The sequence below is a fragment of the Stenotrophomonas nitritireducens genome, from assembly GCF_001431425.1.
In the GTDB taxonomy this organism is placed as follows: domain Bacteria; phylum Pseudomonadota; class Gammaproteobacteria; order Xanthomonadales; family Xanthomonadaceae; genus Stenotrophomonas; species Stenotrophomonas nitritireducens.
On record NZ_LDJG01000027.1, the window covers coordinates 14442 to 32336 of the forward strand.

Consider the following 17895-nt stretch of genomic DNA (forward strand, 5'->3'; position numbering starts at 1 on the left):
AAGCGCTCCCGCCGGAAAGGCGGGAGCGCGACAGCCTCAGTCCCGGGCAGGAACGGGCTCCGCTTCCCGCACCGGCGACAACCCCCGTGCGCGGCGCACCAGGCGCGCGGTCCCCGTGCGCAGGTCGTCGAGGATGGCGTAGATGGTCGGCAGGAACAGCAGGCTGACCACGGTCGAGAACGCCAGCCCGCCGGCGATGGCGCGCGCCATCGGGTAGTACGGCGGCATGCCCTCGGCGGTCTTGGTGTTCAGCGCGATCGGGATCATCGCCAGGATCGCCGTGCCCATCGTCATCATGATCGGGCGCAGGCGTTCGCGGCTGCCCTCCACCAGCGCATCGGTGCGCGCCATGCCGCGCCGGCGCAGGTTGTTGATGTGCTCGATCATCACGATGCCGTTGTTCACCACCACACCCATCAGTACCAGGATGCCGATCACCGCCATGATGTTCATCTCGGTGCCGGTCAGCCAGAACAGCCAGTACACGCCGAAGATCGAGAACAGCACGCAGGACATGATCGCGGCCGGGAACAACAGCGACTCGAACACCGCGGCCATGATCACCACCATCAGGATCAGCGCGATGAAGATGCTGTTCACCATCTGCTGCATGCCGTCGAAGTTGATGTTGAAGCCGGCGCCGCTGAAGGTGTAGCCATAGCCGGGAGGGAACTGCACGCCCTCCAGCGTCGTCTCGATGGCCTTGCGCGCCTGGTCCATCGGCACGTCCTTGGCCAGCCCGGCCTCGACCCGCAGCATGGTCTGCCGGTTCAGGCGCTGGATCGAACTGGCCGCCGGATTGACGCCCACGTCCACCATCGCCAGCAACGGCACTTCCTTGCCGCCGGCGGTGCGCACCATGAAGGACGACAGGTCCTCGACGCCATAGTTCTCCGAACCGGCGAAGCGCACATTGACCGGGATCTCTACGTCGTCGCGGTGGAAATCGCGCAGCGAGGAGCCGCGCAGCGCCATGCCGACGAACTGCGCCACCTGCTGTGCGCTGAAGCCGTAGGCCGCGGCGCGCTCGCGGTCCACCCGCACCGCCAGTTCGGTGTTGGCGTCGCCGGTGTCCACGCGCACGTCGCGCAGCTTGGGATCGCGCGCCAGCATCGGCACGATGTCCTCGGCCAGTTCCTTCAGCGTCTGGGTCGAATCGCCCACCAGGCTGAAGCGGATGCCCTGCCCCTCGCTGCCCATGCCGCCGGGCCAGCCGATTCCGATCTTGGCCCGCGCCGACTGCGGCAGGCCCTTGCGTACCTCTTCCTTGATCTTCTCGCTCAGCACCTGGTCCTCGATGTCCAGGAACAGGCGCGTCTGCGCCCAGCCCTGCTCGCTGTAGCGGCTGAAGACGCGGTCGATGTGGAAGTCCTTGCGGTGCGCATTGACGAAATCCTCCACCCGCGCCACTTCCCGGCCCATTTCCTCCTTGGAGTAGGCGCCGCGCCACTGGTAGAAGATGTTGATCTGGCTCGGATCGCCATCGTCGCCGCCGCCCTGCGTATGCGTCATCGGGTACAGGCTGGCCAGGGTAATGGCGAGGATGCCGCCCACCGCCCAGCCGCGATGCTGCAGCGTCCAGCGCAGCGCGCGCGCGTAGCGCTCCTGCAGGCGGTTGATCAGCGGCGACTTCAGCGCCGGCGGGGTCTTCATCCGCGCCGACAGCATCGGGATCAGGCTCACCGCCACCAGCCACGAGGCCAGCAGCGAGACCGAGATCGTCACCGCCAGCTGCGACAGGTAGATGGTGATGATGTTCTTCTCACCGAACATCATCGGCAGGAACACCACGCAGTGGCACAGCGTGCCGGCCGACAGCGCGATGGCCACGTGGCGGGTGCCGATGATGGAAGCCATCGACGGCTGGTTGGGGTACTTCTCGCGCTCTTGGTAGATGCTCTCCACCACCACCACCGCGTTGTCCACCAGCATGCCCACCGCCAGCAGCAGGCCCATCATCGAGATGATGTTCAGGGTGATGCCCGCGAAGTACATGAACCCCAGGGTCATGATGAAACAGATCGGGATGGCCAGCGACACCATCAGCGTCGACGGCCAGTGGCGCAGGAAGGCGTACAGCACGACCACCGACAGCAGCAGGCCGATCGCGCCGGCCTCGGCCAGGGCCAGCAGCGAACTGGTCACCGCCTGCCCCTGGTCGTCGGTGACCTCGATGCCGATGCCGCGCATCGCCGGATCGTCCTTCAGCTCTTCGATCTCGGCGCGCACCGCATGCGAGAGATCGACCAGGTTGGCCGAGCGCTCCTTGTACACGTCCACGCCGACGCTGGGCTTGCCTTCCATCTGCCGCACGTAGTTCATGCGCTGCGGCTTCAGGCTGACCTCGGCGATGTCCGACAGCCGCGTGCCGCGCTTGTCGATGGGCAGGTTGCGCAGCGCCTGCAGTTCCAGCAGCTCCCCGCGCGGCTGCACGCGCAGGCGCCGGCCAGCCTCGGTGATCTGCCCGGCCGACACCGAGAAATTCGCCGCCTGCAGTTTCTGCACCAGTTCGTTGAGCGCCACCCCGTGCGCGCTCAGCCGGTCCTTGTCCAGCGCCACCAGCACTTCCTGCTTGGCCACGCCCTCGACCTCGACGCGGGCCACGCCGGGCAGGCGCTCCAGGCGCTGCTTGATGCTGCGCTCGATCAGGTCCGCGCGCGCGGTCAGGTCCTCGTCGCTGGTCAGGCGCAGGCTCATCGCCTCGCGGTCGCTGGTGCTCCAGCGCTGCACGTAGTAGCGGCGGAAATCGTCCGGCAGCTGGTCGCGCACCGCGTCGATGCGTTCGCGCGCCTCGGACGCGGCCATGGCGATGTCGCGGTTCCAGTCACTGAACTCGACCTGGATCTGCCCGCCCTCGGCGTTGGCGCGGGCGTTCATCGACTTGATGCCCGGCATCGTGGCGATGGCCTCCTCCACCGGACGCAGCAGGTTGCGCTCCACTTCCTCCGGCGTCGATCCCGGATATGGCAGGGACACGAAGAAGAAGGGAATGGTCGCTTCCGGCTCGGCTTCCAGCGGCAGGCGGAAGGCGGCGATCAGGCCGATCGCCACCATCGACACGAACAGCATGATGGTGGTGACGGGGCGGCGGATGGACAGCTCGGTGATGTTCATCCGCATCAACCCTTCAGCCCGTCGCCATCGATCGCGCCTTTTTCCAGCGCGCCATGCTCATGCGCCAGCACCTGCTCGACCTGTTCGGCCTGCTGCCGCGCGCGGCGGCCGCGCTCGGCATAGAACGCATCCGGCTTGCGGTCCAGCAGGTCGTACACCACCGGGATCACCAGCAGGGTCAACAAAGTGGAGACCAGCAGGCCGCCGATCACCGTGATCGCCATCGGCGACCGCACTTCCGCGCCTTCGCCGAAGGCCAGCGCCAGCGGCAGGAAGCCGAACACCGCGCACAAGGTGGTCATCATGATCGGGCGCAGGCGCGAACGCGCGCCCTCCACCAGCGCCAGGCGCTTGGCCATGCCCTCCTCGCGCAGCTGGTTGACCTTGTCGATCAGGATGATGGCGTTCTTCACCACCAGGCCGACCAGCAGGATCAGGCCGATGAACACCACCACCGACACCGGCGAGCGCGCCAGCAGCAGCGCGCCGACCGCGCCGACCAGCGCCAGCGGGATGGTGAACAGGATGACGAACGGGTGCAGCAGCGATTCGAACTGCGAGGCCATCACCAGGTACACCAGGAACACCGCCAGGCCGAAGGCGAACAGCAGCGAGCGGATCGACTCGCCCAGCTCCTGGCCCTGCCCGCCGATGTGCATGCCCACATCGGTGCCGAGCGGGTTCTCGGCCACCATTTTCTGCACCTCGGTGATCGCCGTGCCCAGGTCGATATCGCGCAGGTTGGCCGAAACGATCGCCACGCGGCGCAGGTCGGCGCGATGGATCTCGCTCGGCCCGGTGGTCGCCACCACCTCGGCCACCGACGACAGTTCCACCGGCTTGCCGCCGGTCGGGTGCACGATCAGGCGGCGGATGTCCTCGACCGAGGAACGCTCGGACTCCTGCACGCGCACCAGCACGTCGATCTTGCGGTCGCGGAAGCTGTAGCGGGTGGCGACGTTGCCGCGCACCTTGTTGACCACCGCATCGGCGATCTGGCGCGTGGTCAGGCCCAGCGCCGCGGCGCGGTCCTGGTCGAACACGACCTGGATTTCCGGGAAGCCCTGCTCCACCGTCGACTTGACGTCGGCGTAGTGCGTGTTCTGCCGCAGCATGCCGGCCAGCTTGTTGCCGGCCACGCGGATCGATTCCAGCGTGTTGCCCTCGATCTCGATCTCCAGCGGCGGCGACAGCGCGAACAGTTCCGGGCGCGCGAAATCCACCTGCGCGGCCGGCCAGGCCTTCAGGGTCTGGCGCAGTTTCTCGGTCAGCTCCGGCTCGCGCGAGGTGTCGTTCATCACCACCGACAGCTTGCCGATGTTCTCGCCGCTCTCGGTCGGGCTGGCGTCGAGTCGTGTGCCGGTGCCGGAAACGCCATACAGCAGGCGCACCCCCGCTTCTCCGGCGTGCTTGCGCTGCACTTCGCGCACCAGCGCGTCGGTCTGCGCCAGCGGCGTGCCCGGCGGCAGCTTGGCGGTCATCTCGAAACGGTCCTGCGCCAGTTGCGGGATCAGGTCCACGCCCAGCATCGGCAGCGCCGCCAGGGTCAGCGCGAACGCCAGCGCCGCACCGCCCAGTACCGGCCACGGCCGCATCAGCGCCGCGGGCAGCAGGCGCAGGTAGCCGCGTTCGGCGCGACCGTATGGCGCCATGGCGATATCGCTGGCCTTGCGCATGACCGGGCCGACCACCGCGGCGATGCCGCGGAAGATGCGCACCACCAGCCACGCCGCGGCGTAGAAGCCGTAGCGGAACATCGCACCGATGCCACGGCCGGCGAACGCGGCCGGCTTCTGCCAGCGGCGCTCCGGGCGCCACGGCTGGCGCGGATCCTCGGCCGGGAACTCCAGCGGCGGACGGCCCTTGAGCGCGCTCAGCATCGGGATCAGGGTCATCGACACCACCAGCGACACCGCGATGGCGATCGACACGGTCAGCGCCTGGTCGCGGAACAGCTGGCCGGCGATGCCCTCGACGAACACCAGCGGCAGGAACACCGCGATCGTGGTCAGGGTCGAGGCGACCACCGCCATGAACACTTCGCGCGTGCCCTTGATCGCGGCCTCGAGAATGCCCATGCCGCGCTCGCGCGCCTTGGCGATGGATTCGAGCACCACGATCGAGTCGTCCACCACCAGGCCGGTGGCAAGGGCCAGGCCGCCCAGCGACATCACGTTCAGGCTCAGGCCGAGCTGGCCCATGAAGAAGAACGTGGCGATGATCGAGATCGGCAGCGACAGCGAGATGACGAAGGTGCTCCAGCCATCGCGCAGGAACAGGAAGATGATCAGGATCGACAGCAGGCCGCCGATCACCGCATCGATCTTGACGTCCTTGATCGCGTGGCGGATGAAGACCGACTGGTCCTCCACCGTGGTCATCTCGATGTCCTTCGGCATCTGCTTGCGGATCGCCTCGAGCTTCTTTTCCAGCGCGTCGGCGGTGGAGACGGTGTTGGCGTCGCCTTCCTTGTAGATGGCCAGCTCCACGGCCTCATGGCCACCGGCGCGGATCACCGCCTCGCGCTCCTTGTAGCCCTGGCGCACGTCGGCCACGTCCTTCAGCCGCACCGGCGAGGTGCCGCCGCCGCTGCCGTCGCTGCGCATCGCGGCGATCACGTTCGGATCGCGGCTGCCAAGGATCGCGGTCATCAGCTGGCGGTTCTCGCCCGCCGCAGCCGCGCCCGAGCCGCCGGCGGTGTTGAGCAGCATCTCGCGCATCTGCTCGACCGTGGCGAACTGGTTGACGGTGCGCACCAGGTAGCGCTGCGAGCCCTCCTCGAGGCGACCGCCGGACAGGTTCACGTTTTCCTGCTGCAGACGCTGGATCACGCTGTCCAGCGACAGCCCCAGCTGCGCCAGCTTGCGCTGGTCGATATCCACCTGGATCTCGTCCTCCAGGCCGCCGCCGACCTTGACCGCGGCCACGCCGCTGACCGGCTCGAGCTTGCGCTTGAGATCCTCGTCGGCGTAGCGGCGCAGCTCCATCAGCCGGCGCACTGCGTCGGCTTCGCTGCCGCCGTCCTGCTTCGAGGACAGCGCCAGGCGCATGATCGGCTGCGTGGACGGATTGAAGCGCAGCAGCACCGGCGGCTTGGCCTCCAGCGGCAGCTGCAGCGTTTCCATCTTGTCGCGCACGTCCAGCCCGGCCTGCTGCATGTCCGTGCCCCAGGCGAATTCCAGGACCACGTCGCTCTGGCCGGTGCGCGAGATCGACTTGAGCTTGCGCAGGCCCTTGACGATGCCCAGCGCTTCCTCGGCCGGCTGCGAGATCAGCGTCTCCACCTCGGCCGGCGCCGCGCCTTCATAGTCGGTGCGCACGGTCAGCGTGGGATAGCTCAGATCGGGCAGCAGTTCGACCTTCAGGCTCGACAGCGAGATCGCGCCGAACAACACCAGGGTCAGCGTCATCATCGCGATGGTGACGCGACGGCGGGTGGCGAACTCGATCAGGTCGAAACCGCCACCGCCGGGAACCGACGGATCGCGCGCACTCATTGCTTGGCCGCCTGTGCGGCCGGCGCCTTGACGGCAGCGGCGGACGCGACCGCCTTTTCCTTCTCCTGCCCGATCACCTGCACCGCGCTACCCTCGCGCAGCGCCGCCTTGCCGGCCACGACCACTTCCTCGCCCGGCTCCAGGCCTTCGCGCACTTCGATCCAGCCGGCATCGTCATAGCCGAGCTTGAGCTGGGTACGCATCGCCTTGCCTTCGCGCACCACGTACACGGCCGGTTCGCCGCCGTCCTCGAGCAGCGCGGTACGCGGCACCACCAGCGCATCGGCGCGCTGGTCGTAGTTGATGCTCAGGCGGCTGAACATGCCCGCCTGCAGCTCGCTTTCGCCGGAGAACGAGGCCACCACGCGGAACGTGCCGGTGCCGGTATCCACCACTGGCGACACGCGGCCCACGACGCCGGCGAACCTGCGGCCCGGCAAGGCGTCGGCAAGCAGTTCCACCGCCTGCCCCGGCTTGAGCTTGGCGATCTCGCGCTCGGGCACGTTGAGCGTGGCTTCCAGCTTGCCGGCATCGACGATGCGGATGATCGGCGAGTTGATCTGCACGAAGTTGCCCGGCTTGATGTCGCGCGAAGCGACCACGCCCGAAATAGGCGCCACCACCGTGGTGTAGGAAAGTTCCAGCGTCGCCATGCGGTACTGCGCGCGCGCGTTCTCCAGGTCGAAGCGCAGCTGGTCCACGTCGGCGGCGCTGACCAGCTGCTGCTGGACCAGTTTCTGCGCGCGCTGATAGCTGTTTTCCAGCTTGCGCATCTGCGCCTCGCTCTGCGCCACGGCCAGGCGGGCGCGGTCCGGGTCCAGCCGCACCAGCGGTTGCCCGGCGCTGACGCGCTCGCCCTCTTCGACCATCACCGCCAGCGCCACGCCCGAGGTCTTGGCGACCACCTGCGATTCGGCGCGCGGCTCCAGGGAGGCGGTACCGGTATAGCTGGCGGCGATGGCGCGGCGCGCCGCCTTGGCCACTTCGACCGGGACCGCATCGCTGGCCTTCTGCTCTTCCTTGGGCTTGTCCTTGGTCTCTTCGCCGCCGGCCTTGCAGCCTCCCAGCAACAACACCGTGGTGACGAGGAGAGCGGCGGCGCAGCTTCCGGTGCGGCCGTACGGAGTGAGGAGTCGCGACATCGTGGGGTCCCTGGAGATGCAGTGGCTGGTGTTGTAGCAAAGTATTGCACCACCCCACGGCAACACCATGCCCCAAAGGTCATGCCCACGCGCTGCACCGCAGCATTCATGAATGGTTCCGAACCGGTGAATGCGCGGGCTATACTCGAACCGTTCCGTGTCCCACGGCGGAACCAACAGACCCGCATACCGGACAAGGAAACCATGCGCTCGCAGCCGTTTGCCGTATGTCTCGCCCTGGCTTTCGCCCTGCCGTTCGGGGCCGCCGCCCAAGCCGACCCGCAGCAGTCTGAACCTTCCGCTCCCGCCGCCGCGGCATCGCCGCAGGCCGCTGCCGGCAATGCCGAAGCCGGCCGTACCCTGGCCTACACCTGCCAGGGCTGCCACGGCATCACCGGCTACAAGAACGCCTACCCGAGCTACCGCGTGCCCAAGATCGGCGGGCAGTCGGCGCAGTACCTGACCCAGGCGTTGACCGAATACCGCGAAGGCAAGCGCAAGCACCCAACCATGCAGGCGCAATCGATGAGCTTCAGCACGCAGGACATCGCTGATCTCTCCGCCTACCTGTCCACTCTCAAGTAAGCACCGCTCATGTCGAAAGCCAAGCACGCTTCGCGTCTCGCCATCGCACTGTTCGCTGCCTGCGCCCTGGCCGCCTGCACGCAGTCGGAGGTGGAGTCCACCGGCAAATCCGCCGCCGACCCCGGCCATGCCAGTGGCGAACACGGTTCCAGTTCTTCGGCCGGCCTGCCGCAGGGGCGCATCGCCGCCGGCGAGCAGCTCGCCAACAGCAAGGGCAAGGCCACCGGCCAGAGCTGCATCGATTGCCACGGTGCCGATGGCAACGCCCCGATCGACCCCAGCTACCCGCGGCTCGGCGGCCAGTATGGCGACTACCTCGCCCATGCCCTGCAGGCCTATCGCGGCGGCGACCGCGAGCACATGCTGATGTCGCCGCAGGCCGCCGGCCTGAGCGACCAGGATATCTCCGACCTGGCCGCCTACTTCGGCTCGCGCCCGAGCCAGCTGCGCGACCTGCACGGCTTGAAGTGATCGCATCGCGCCGGCACGCCCGTGCCGGCGCCGTTGACGCCCCCTGCGTGAGGCAGCAATGACCGCATCGTCGCCGCCATCCCTCAGGAGATTGGCGCTCACCTCGCTTGTTTCGCTGTTGGCGAGCGGTGCCGGCTTGCTCTGCATCCGCGCCCGTCCCGACATGCTCAGAACCGATCCGGCATGGATCGGCCCCGCCGCCGTGGTCGGTACCCTCACGTTCCTGGTCTGCGTGATGCTCCTGACGCCCGCCGCGGCGCGCGCCATCCGACGCGGCAGGAATCCCTAGAAATCCACTTCCAATGCAGCGGGATTGAGTACGGCGCCGTTCAACGGCTGCCGTTGTCGTCCTGCAGTTCCTTCTTGAACGGGATGTCCGGCGGCGGCCGCGCGCTGGCCGGCTGCTCCTGCATGTTCGGATTGCTCAGGCCACAGCCGCCGCCGAACTGCAGGACGGAAATCACGCAGGAAATACGGTTTTCGGTGCCCGGGATCGGGATTTCGATGCTCCTGATGCCCTTTCGCACCCACTCGGCCAGCAGCGATTCGTTGGGCACCCAGTATTTGTCGAACGACGTGGGCTTGTGCTCGTAGGGCGGGCGCTTGAGCCAGGTGCCGGCATGGTCGATCTGCTCGCGGCTCCAGCTGTCCGACTCGCCGCCCGGCGCGCCACGTCCGGGCGCCGCCTCCTTTCCAGCGTCGCCCGCCATGCGCACGCTGCCATCGTTGTTGTACAGGCCGCGCCCCGCGTCGGACGCGGCACCGCTGCCGCCGGATGCCTGCCGCTGCGAGGCGCCCCAGTCGTCCGAACGGACCGGTGCCGCCCAGCCACCGCTGCGGTCCTGCGGTCTTGGCCCGGCTCCCGTACTGGTGCCTGATTGCGGCGCGGCATTCGCCGCCGGCCCACCCGCCGCAGCTCCCTGCGAAGACCGCGACGCCTGCGCCCCACCCTCGCTGGCCCGCGCCGGCACCGGGCCGGAACCGGTGGCAGGCGCCGGGGCAGCATCGGCGACGCCCGGCATCCGCCGTTCGCGCACCGCCACATCCGCGGTCCTCACCTGCACGCCGCTTTCGCGCGCCGGCACCGTCGCCATCTGCACATCCTGGCGCGGCGCGGTTTCGACCTGCCGTTCGCGCACCGCCGGTTCCACGCCATTCAAACGCACTTCCGCCTCGCGTGGGCGGACCGGCGTCATCGCCACCGGCGGCGTGGGCACCGTCTCGATCTGCCGTTCACGCACCTGTACCTGCGGCATGGCGGGCGCCTTTGCCACGACATCGCGCGTCGGCAAGGCGCGCACCGGTACCGCCGGCGCCACCGCGGTTTCTACGGTGCGCTCGCGCACCTGTGGCTCATGCACACGGAGCGCCGGCGGCGCCACCGTTGGCGGCGGCAGCACGAAATCCGTGGTCGGCCTCGGCACTTCGGTGACCTGCAGCGTCTGTTCCGCCGCGACGTCCGGCGCAGGCCGGGACATGTCCACCGGCATCGCGGCCAACTCCGCGTCCACGCCGCTGTCCTGTGGCACCGGCGGGGTGGGTTGCGGCTGCGACGAAGCGGCGGCCGCGGCTTCGGCCGCACCGCCCTCGCGCGCCGGCGCGCCGGCCGAGCGCGCCGACGATGACTGTGCGGCGGCGGCCTGCGGCGCTCCGCCGCCTTCATCCTCCGGCGTCCCCCGGCCCACGTACTCGACCTGCACGCGCTCGCCCTCCTCCGCGCCGGGTTCCGGCACGTTGCTGCGCACCAGCGCCACCCATACCAGCAGCACGGCGAACAGCAGATGCAGGGCGACGCTGCAGAAAGCGGAGAACCAGCGTATCCGGCGCTGGTCGTCGGGAGGCGGGTCGTCGCCCGCCCAGCGGAACAGGTGCAGCAGCGCCCGCTGGAACGACAGCCCGCGCCCGCTGCCGCGGGATCGCGGTCCCTGCCATGGCGGTGCCGCGGCCGCCGCGTCGATACCCGCGAATGCCATGCCGTCCGCGCGCGAACCTCCGCGCAGCCAGGCGCTCCAGCTGTAAGGAAAACCGGTTCGACGGTCATGCAGGATGCTGGCCTTGCGCCGGGCGGCCAGCAGGTCGATCAGGTCGGCAACCGTCGTCACCGGCACGTGGCGGGTCGCTCAGCCCACGCCGTCGCGCGGGATGTAGGGCGCCTGGCCACTGGCGTGGTCGGTCGCATCGCGCACGGCGGTGACGCCGGGCACCCGGCCCATCAAGGTCTTCTCGATCCCCTGCTTCAAGGTCACGTCGGCCATGCCGCAGCCATGGCAGCCGCCGCCGAAACGCAGCAGCACCACGCCGTCGGCGGACACTTCCTGCACCGCCACCCGGCCGCCATGCGACGCCAGCTGCGGGTTGACTTCGTTCTCGATGACCCAGTGCACGCGCTCGACCATCGACGCCGCTTCGCCGGGGGCTTCGCCCTTGATCTTGGGCGCCTTGATGGTCAGCTGCTGGGTGCCGGCGGCCTGCGTGACATAGTCGATCTCGGCCCCATCCAGCCACGCCACGCTGGTGGCCGACACATAAAGCGTGAAGCCGTCGCAGTCCACCGCCCATTCGTCGCCCAGCAGATCGGCCGGCTCGGCGAACTCCAGGCGCGCGTCGGCGCGCGGCGTCCCCGGTTCGACCGCGCTCAGGCGCACGCCCATGCCGGGCACGGCCTCGCGTTCGATCAGCTTGCGGAAATGGCTCTGCGCGGTATCTGAAATCTGGATCATGCGCGCTATTCTAGCCGTGTCTTGGCCGCTGCTGATGGGACACTGATTCCACGCGCGGCGCCGTTCAGCCCCTTGTCCGATGGAGGTACCCCATGGCCGATCTGATTCCGCTGGCGCAGGCGCACTGCATTCCGCGCAAAGGCAGCGAGCACCGCCTCGGCGCGGCGCGGCTGGCCGAGCTGCTGCCGCAGGTCGCCGGCTGGGAGCTGGCCGAGGACGGCCATGCGCTGGTCCGCACATTCCGCTTCGACAACTACCACGGCACCATGGCGTTCGTGAACGCCCTGGCCTGGGTCGCGCACCGCGAGGACCACCATCCCGACCTGGGCGTCCATTACGACCGTGCAATCGTCCGCTTCTCCACGCACGACGTGGGCGGCCTGAGCGAGAACGATTTCATCTGTGCCGCCAAGGCATCCGCACTTGTGGAGCAATGACATGAAAGCGCATCTCCTGCTGGGCTCGCTCGCCACCATTGCAGCGCTCAGCGCCTGCGGCCCTTCCGAACCGGCGCCGCCGGCGATCGCTCCCACCGAAGTGGCTGCGGTACAGACCCCACCACCGGATTACCCCGTCGAACTGGCCTGCAGCGGCGTCGGCGGGCAGAGCGTGCTCAAGGTCGTCGTCGGCCCCGAGGGCGCGCCCACCGAGGTCGCGCTGCTCACCAGCAGCGGCAACAGCCAACTGGACGACGCGGCGATCCACCGGGTGCGCGAGTGGAAGTTCAAGGCCGCCACCCGCAATGGCCAGGCCGTGCCGACCACCATCCAGGTGCCGGTGAGCTTCAACCCGCCCGAACCGAAGCCGGACAGCTGCTTCGCCATCGAGGAGCGCATGCGGCGCGGCGGCTGACCGCCACAACGGCCTCCGCGAGCGCCTCCATGCCTGCGGTCTCCACCGAGCACCTGTGGGTCGCGTTCGCGCTCACGCTGGCCGCCGGCCTGGCAACCGCCATCGGCAGCCTGATGGTGCTGTTCTCCAGACGTCCGGAACCGCGCCTGCTCGCCTTCGGGCTGGCGTTCGCCGGCGGCGCGATGGTGTATGTATCGCTGTCGGAAATCCTGAACAAATCGATCGCCTCGTTCGCGCTGGCGCATGGCGAGCGGCTGGGCTTCGCCTACGGCACGTTCTCCTTCCTCGGCGGCGTCGCGCTGATCCTCGCCATCGACCACCTGATTCCCAACCCGCACGAAAGCCTGGACAAGCGCGACCCGCTGTTCCGCGAGGACAACCGCGGCTATGTCCGGCGGGTCGGCCTGCTGACCGCGGTGGCGATCACCGCGCACAATTTCCCCGAAGGCCTGGCCACCTTTTTCGCGACGCTGGAGAGCCCGTCGGTAGGCATGCCGCTGGCCTTCGCCATCGCCATCCACAACATCCCCGAGGGCATCGCCATCGCGGTACCGGTGTATTTCGCCACCGGGAACAAGTTGTACGCCTTCGCCGCCAGCCTGCTGTCGGGGCTGGCCGAACCGGTGGGCGCGGCCCTGGGCTACTTCGCCCTGGCCGGTTCGCTGTCGCATACCACCTTCGGCATCGTGTTCGGGATGATCGCCGGGGTGATGGTCTTCCTGGCACTGGACGAACTGCTGCCGGCCGCCAAGCGCTATGCCCGCGGCCACGAGACCGTGTACGGGCTGGTGGCCGGCATGGCGACGCTGGCGATCAGTCTGGTGTTGTTCAAGTGGTGAGACGGCACCGCCGCAGGAGCGGCCTCAGCCGGGGGCTTTACCGGCAAGGTCCACGGGCACTGTCCGGCCTTACCTGAGCCGGTCCAGCGCCTCGACCAGCTCCGGCGCCAGCGGCGCATTGAGCACGTAGGGCGTCTTGCCGCCGTCGAGCGCGAATTCCAGCGAGGCCGCGTGCAGGAACAGCCGCTTCAGCCCGATCTGCTCCCGGAACCGCTTGTTGACGGCAGGATCGCCGTACTTGTCGTCGCCTGCGACCGGATGGCCGATGTGCTGGGCATGCACGCGGATCTGGTGGGTACGCCCGGTCTCGATCCGTACCTCGCAGTAGGAATGGCCGCCGCGCCGCTCCAGCACCTTGAAGTGGCTGAGCGACGGCTTGCCGGCGGCATTCACCTGCACGTGGCGTTCGCCGCCCTGGCGCAGGCCGACATGCAGCGGCGCGTCCACGCTCATCACCCCGTCGGGCATGCGCCCGACCAGCAGGGTCAGGTAGCGCTTGCGGATCCCGCCGGGACCGGAACCGTCGTGGTCCTCGCGCAGCAGCGCCTGCAGCTCGGTCAACGCCGAGCGCTTCTTGGCCATGACCAGCAGACCGGAGGTGTCGCGGTCCAGCCGGTGGACCAGTTCCAGGTTCTGGTTCGGGCGCTGCGCGCGCATGGTCTCGATCGCGCCATGGCTGATGCCGCTGCCGCCATGGCTGGCCACTCCGGACGGCTTGTTGATGACCAGCAGCCGCGCGTCCTCGAAGACGATCGCCTGCTCCATGCGCTGCAGGAAACCGGCCGGCGGCGGGGCCTTGTCTCCGACTTCGGCGAGATTGACCGGCGGCACGCGTACTTCCTCGCCCGCCTCCAGCTTGCGCTCGGCCTTGGCACGACCGCCATTCACACGCACCTGTCCGCTGCGCACCAGCTTGTAGACCAGGCTGCGCGGCGCACCCTTGAGCTGGCCCAACAGGAAGTTGTCCAGGCGCTGTCCGGCCCGGTCTTCCGGAACCTTGATCAGGCGCACGCTGGATTTGCCCGCGGACGGGATGCGGCGGTCTTCGGAGTCAGTCATCTGCCTGTTTATTCTGTTACACTCGGGGAGCGAGATAAGGGTTTGATTTCGTTGGAAGTTGTCCAGGGCCAGAAGCCCGGCTTCCGACGGATCCGGCACAGTGCGCGGCCACCGCCCCCGGGGCGGCCATGTTAGCGGCTCGTCGGCGCTCCCGGCCATCGCCGGATGCCAAAAGCATCCGTGCTGGACGAAAACACATGTCCCGTGCGACGCCCTGGCCCCGGCCGGGGCGGCCGCCGGCCCCGAAACACCTGAAACCAAGTACACAAGCGCTCCCGCGGCCTGCCGTGGTGTCGTAGCGCTGGAAACCCAAGCCGCCCTACCCGCGCCTGCGCGAGGGGCGGCGAGCCGTGTCCAGAGGCGAAACGCCATGGCGTTCCGCGCGGTAGCAGCGCGCGAGGAACGCACAATGAAGCGAATGCTGATCAATGCCACGCAGGCTGAAGAACTGCGCGTGGCCATCGTGGACGGCCAGACCCTGTACGACATCGACATCGAACAGCCGTCCAAGGAACAGAAGAAGTCCAACATCTACAAGGGCCGCATCACCCGGCTCGAACCCTCCCTCGAAGCGGCCTTCGTCGAATACGGCGGCGACAAGCACGGCTTCCTGCCGCTGAAGGAAATCTCCCGCGACTACTTCCAGGCCGGCGTCGACCACAACAAGGCCGGCATCCGCGAGCTGCTGCGCGAGGGCCAGGAAGTGGTGGTCCAGGTGGACAAGGAAGAGCGCGGCAACAAGGGCGCCGCCCTGACCACGTTCATCTCCCTGGCCGGCCGCTACATGGTGCTGATGCCCAACTCGCCGTCGGCCGGCGGCGTCTCGCGCCGCATCGAGGGCGAGGACCGCGCCGCGCTGAAGGACGCGCTGGACAAGCTGAACATCCCCGACGACATGGGCGTGATCATCCGCACCGCCGGCGTCGGCCGCGACGCCGAAGAGCTGCAGTGGGACCTGGACTACCTGCTGCAGGTGTGGCGTTCCATCGCCGAGGCCGCGCTGGCCAAGCCGGCCCCGTTCCTGATCTACCAGGAATCGCGCCTGATCGTGCGCGCCCTGCGCGACTACCTGCGCGCCGACATCGGCGAGATCCTGGTCGACACCGAGGAACTGTACGAGACCGCGCGCGAGTTCATGCAGCAGGTGATGCCGCAGACCCTGCGCAAGCTCAAGCACTACAAGGACGACATCCCGCTGTTCAACCGCTTCCAGATCGAATCGCAGATCGAGGCGATCTACGAGCGCAACGTGCGCCTGCCCTCGGGCGGCTCGATCGTGGTCGACCAGACCGAAGCGCTGACCGCCGTCGACGTGAACTCGGCCCGCGCCACCAAGGGCAGCGACATCGAGGACACCGCGTTCCAGACCAACCTGGAGGCCGCCGAGGAAGTGGCCCGCCAGCTGCGCCTGCGCGACCTGGGCGGCCTGGTGGTCATCGACTTCATCGACATGTCCTCGAACAAGCACCAGCGCGAAGTCGAGAACCGCCTGCAGAACGCCCTCAAGTACGACCGCGCCCGCGTCCAGCTGGGCCGCATCTCGCGCTTCGGCCTGATGGAAATGAGCCGCCAGCGCCTGCGCCCGAGCCTGGGCGAATCCAGCCAGATCGTCTGCCCGCGCTGCGACGGCCAGGGACGCATGCGCAGCGTCGAGTCGCTGTCGCTGTCGATCATCCGCGTCGCCGAAGAGCATGCGATGAAGGAGAACACCGGGCAGGTGCTGGTCCAGGCTCCGGTGGAGATCGCCAACTTCCTGCTCAACGAGAAGCGCGGCGCGCTGCGCGAGATCGAAAAGCGCCATGACGCGCCGATCATCATCGTCGCCGACGAGCAGCTGCACACCCCGCACTACGAAGTCACCCGCCTGCGCGAGAACGAGCTGGGCGAGGAATCGGGCAAGCCGAGCTACCAGCGCGGCACCCCGCGCAAGCTGCCGGTGCACGCCCTGACCAAGGCACAGCTGAACATCCCGCCGGCACCGGCGGTGACCCACGTCAAGCACAGCCAGCCGGCCCCGGTCCGCGAGATCGTCGAACCGACCCCGGCTCCGGCGCCGGTTGCCGCTCCGGTTGCCGCCGCTCCGGCTGGCGGCGGCGTGATGGGCTGGCTCAAGCGCGTCTTCGGTGGCGAAACCGCCAGCGCGGCGCCGGCCCAGCCGCAGCCGCGCCAGGACAACGGCCGCGGCAACCGCAACGACCGCAACCAGCGCCGCGACAACCGCAATGGCGGCGGCAACAACGGCCAGCAGGCGCGCAACTCCGGCAACGCGAACGGCAACCGCCGCGACGAGCAGCCGCGTCGCGAGGAGCGTCGTGACGATCGCCGCCAGAACGCCGGCAACCCGCAGCAGGGCCAGAACCCGAATGCCGGCCAGCAGCAGCCCAAGCAGCGCAACGAACAGCAGGCGCAGCAGGGCAAGCAGCAGCGCAACAACGAACAGCAGCAGCCCAAGCAGCAGAAGCAGCCCAAGCAGCCCCGGCCGCAGCAGGATGCGGACAAGGCCGCCCCGCCGCTGAGCGAGAAGCCGGCGCGGCAGCCGCAGGCCGAAGCGCCGCGTCCGCTCGCTCCTGCCGCGCAGGTTGCCCCGACCGCCGCCGTGGTAGTCGCCGCCGTGGCCACGGAAATGTCCGAAGCGCCGGTCAAGGCGCTGCCGCCGGTGGCCGCGGAAGACGGCGCGTCGGTGGCCGCCACGGCCGAACAGCCGGTGGTCGCCAGCGTGGATGAAGCCAATGCCGCTCCCGCCACCGACGACGCCAATGGCGACGGCGCTAGCCGCCGCCGTCGCGGCCGCCGTGGTGGCCGTCGCCGTCGCCGCGGCAATGCGGAAGGCACCGGCAGCGCCGATGCCGACGTGCTGGGCAATGACGACGACATCGCCGACGAGGGCGAGGACATCGGCCACGAGGCCGCCGAACCGGCAGCCGTGCCGGCCGCGGCCCAGCCCGAGTTCGATTTCGACGACGAACCCGCAATCGTGGAAGCCCCTGCCCGCGCACCGCGCACCGCGCAGACCACCGCGCCCGGCACGCAGCAGGTCGAGTCGGCTGAAAAGGCCGTCGCCGCGGCCGAAGCCGTGGCAGAAGTCGTTGCGCCTGCCGCCGTTGCAGCGGCTCCCGCGCAGCCGGAACCAGCAGTGGAAACGGCCGTGCCGTCGCCTGCGCCGGAAACCACGCCTGTCGCCGAACCGGTGGTGGAAGCCGTGCAGCCTGTCGCCGCGCCGGTGCAGCCGGAAACCCACCCGGAGCCGGTCGTCGCCGCCGAACCTGCCGCGCCGGCAGAAGCGGTCGTCGTCGTTGCCGGGGAACCGGCTGCCGATACGCCCGCTGCGACGCCCGTTGCCCAGGCCGCGCCGGAGCCGGCCTTGCCGGAAAACGGCCAGTTGTTCGCCGAAGCGGCGGCACCGGCAACCGAGGAAAAGCATGAGGCTGCTGTCGAGGCGCCGCATGCCCCGGCCGTGGAGTCCGTGGAAGCCGCGGTCGCGACGACCGATGCCGAGGCGAACGCGGACGAGCCGCATCGCAACGCCTGAGCGCATCGCGTCCTGGAATGAAAAAAGCGGCCTTCGGGCCGCTTTTTTCATGGTGCCCCTCCCTGCGCCCTACCCCATCGGGCATCC

The 17895-nt window shown here is 68.9% G+C and carries 13 protein-coding genes; 7 read left to right on the plus strand and 6 right to left on the minus strand.

The features are described 5' to 3' along the window. Window positions 1-36 precede the first annotated feature (36 nt). The 3 genes from ABB22_RS15155 to ABB22_RS15165 are packed head-to-tail and all read right to left on the minus strand — an operon-like array spanning window position 37 to window position 7753. Window positions 37-3114 carry an efflux RND transporter permease subunit gene (locus ABB22_RS15155; RefSeq protein WP_055765030.1) on the minus strand — a complete coding sequence of 1026 codons (3078 nt, stop codon included), beginning with the start codon at window positions 3112-3114 and terminating at the stop codon, window positions 37-39. 5 nt (window positions 3115-3119) lie between these two features. Continuing rightward, window positions 3120-6611, minus strand: coding sequence for an efflux RND transporter permease subunit (locus ABB22_RS15160; RefSeq protein ID WP_055765028.1), 3492 nt, complete (start codon window positions 6609-6611; stop codon window positions 3120-3122). Next, window positions 6608-7753, minus strand: coding sequence for an efflux RND transporter periplasmic adaptor subunit (locus ABB22_RS15165; protein ID WP_055765026.1), 1146 nt, complete (start codon window positions 7751-7753; stop codon window positions 6608-6610). Before ABB22_RS15165 ends, ABB22_RS15160 begins: the two co-directional genes overlap by 4 nt. A 204-nt stretch (window positions 7754-7957) precedes the next feature. Between ABB22_RS15165 and ABB22_RS18805 the strand changes: the two genes are divergently transcribed. The 3 genes from ABB22_RS18805 to ABB22_RS15180 are packed head-to-tail and all read left to right on the plus strand — an operon-like array spanning window position 7958 to window position 9098. Then, complete coding sequence (locus ABB22_RS18805; protein WP_055765024.1) at window positions 7958-8338, plus strand: c-type cytochrome; 381 nt, start codon at window positions 7958-7960, stop codon at window positions 8336-8338. A 9-nt stretch (window positions 8339-8347) separates the two neighbouring features. Beyond that, on the plus strand, window positions 8348-8809 hold the full coding sequence (locus ABB22_RS15175; RefSeq protein ID WP_055765022.1) for a c-type cytochrome: 462 nt from the start codon (window positions 8348-8350) through the stop codon (window positions 8807-8809). Window positions 8810-8867: 58 nt separating this feature from the next. Next, window positions 8868-9098 carry a hypothetical protein gene (locus tag ABB22_RS15180; protein ID WP_152984210.1) on the plus strand — a complete coding sequence of 77 codons (231 nt, stop codon included), beginning with the start codon at window positions 8868-8870 and terminating at the stop codon, window positions 9096-9098. Between the two features lie 40 nt (window positions 9099-9138). Here the strand turns inward: ABB22_RS15180 and ABB22_RS15185 are convergent, their stop codons facing one another. Continuing rightward, complete coding sequence (locus ABB22_RS15185) at window positions 9139-10911, minus strand: hypothetical protein (protein ID WP_235504212.1); 1773 nt, start codon at window positions 10909-10911, stop codon at window positions 9139-9141. An 18-nt stretch (window positions 10912-10929) separates the two neighbouring features. Continuing rightward, entirely contained in the window at window positions 10930-11529 is a 600-nt protein-coding gene (locus tag ABB22_RS15190; RefSeq protein WP_055765016.1) for an NfuA family Fe-S biogenesis protein, read from the minus strand. A 92-nt stretch (window positions 11530-11621) separates the two neighbouring features. Between ABB22_RS15190 and ABB22_RS15195 the strand changes: the two genes are divergently transcribed. Genes ABB22_RS15195 through zupT form a run of 3 tightly spaced genes read left to right on the plus strand, consistent with a single transcriptional unit; the run spans window position 11622 to window position 13220 of the window. Further along, entirely contained in the window at window positions 11622-11966 is a 345-nt protein-coding gene (locus ABB22_RS15195; RefSeq protein ID WP_055765014.1) for a 4a-hydroxytetrahydrobiopterin dehydratase, read from the plus strand. A gap of 1 nt (window position 11967) precedes the next feature. Then, window positions 11968-12381 carry an energy transducer TonB gene (locus tag ABB22_RS15200; protein ID WP_055765012.1) on the plus strand — a complete coding sequence of 138 codons (414 nt, stop codon included), beginning with the start codon at window positions 11968-11970 and terminating at the stop codon, window positions 12379-12381. Window positions 12382-12410: 29 nt separating this feature from the next. Beyond that, complete coding sequence (gene zupT / locus ABB22_RS15205; RefSeq protein WP_055765010.1) at window positions 12411-13220, plus strand: zinc transporter ZupT; 810 nt, start codon at window positions 12411-12413, stop codon at window positions 13218-13220. Between the two features lie 69 nt (window positions 13221-13289). Here zupT and ABB22_RS15210 read toward each other — a convergent pair whose 3' ends face one another. Continuing rightward, window positions 13290-14279, minus strand: coding sequence for an RluA family pseudouridine synthase (locus ABB22_RS15210; protein ID WP_055765008.1), 990 nt, complete (start codon window positions 14277-14279; stop codon window positions 13290-13292). Window positions 14280-14688: 409 nt separating this feature from the next. Between ABB22_RS15210 and ABB22_RS15215 the strand changes: the two genes are divergently transcribed. After that, complete coding sequence (locus tag ABB22_RS15215; RefSeq protein WP_082443471.1) at window positions 14689-17808, plus strand: Rne/Rng family ribonuclease; 3120 nt, start codon at window positions 14689-14691, stop codon at window positions 17806-17808. The last annotated feature ends 87 nt before the right edge of the window (window positions 17809-17895 follow it).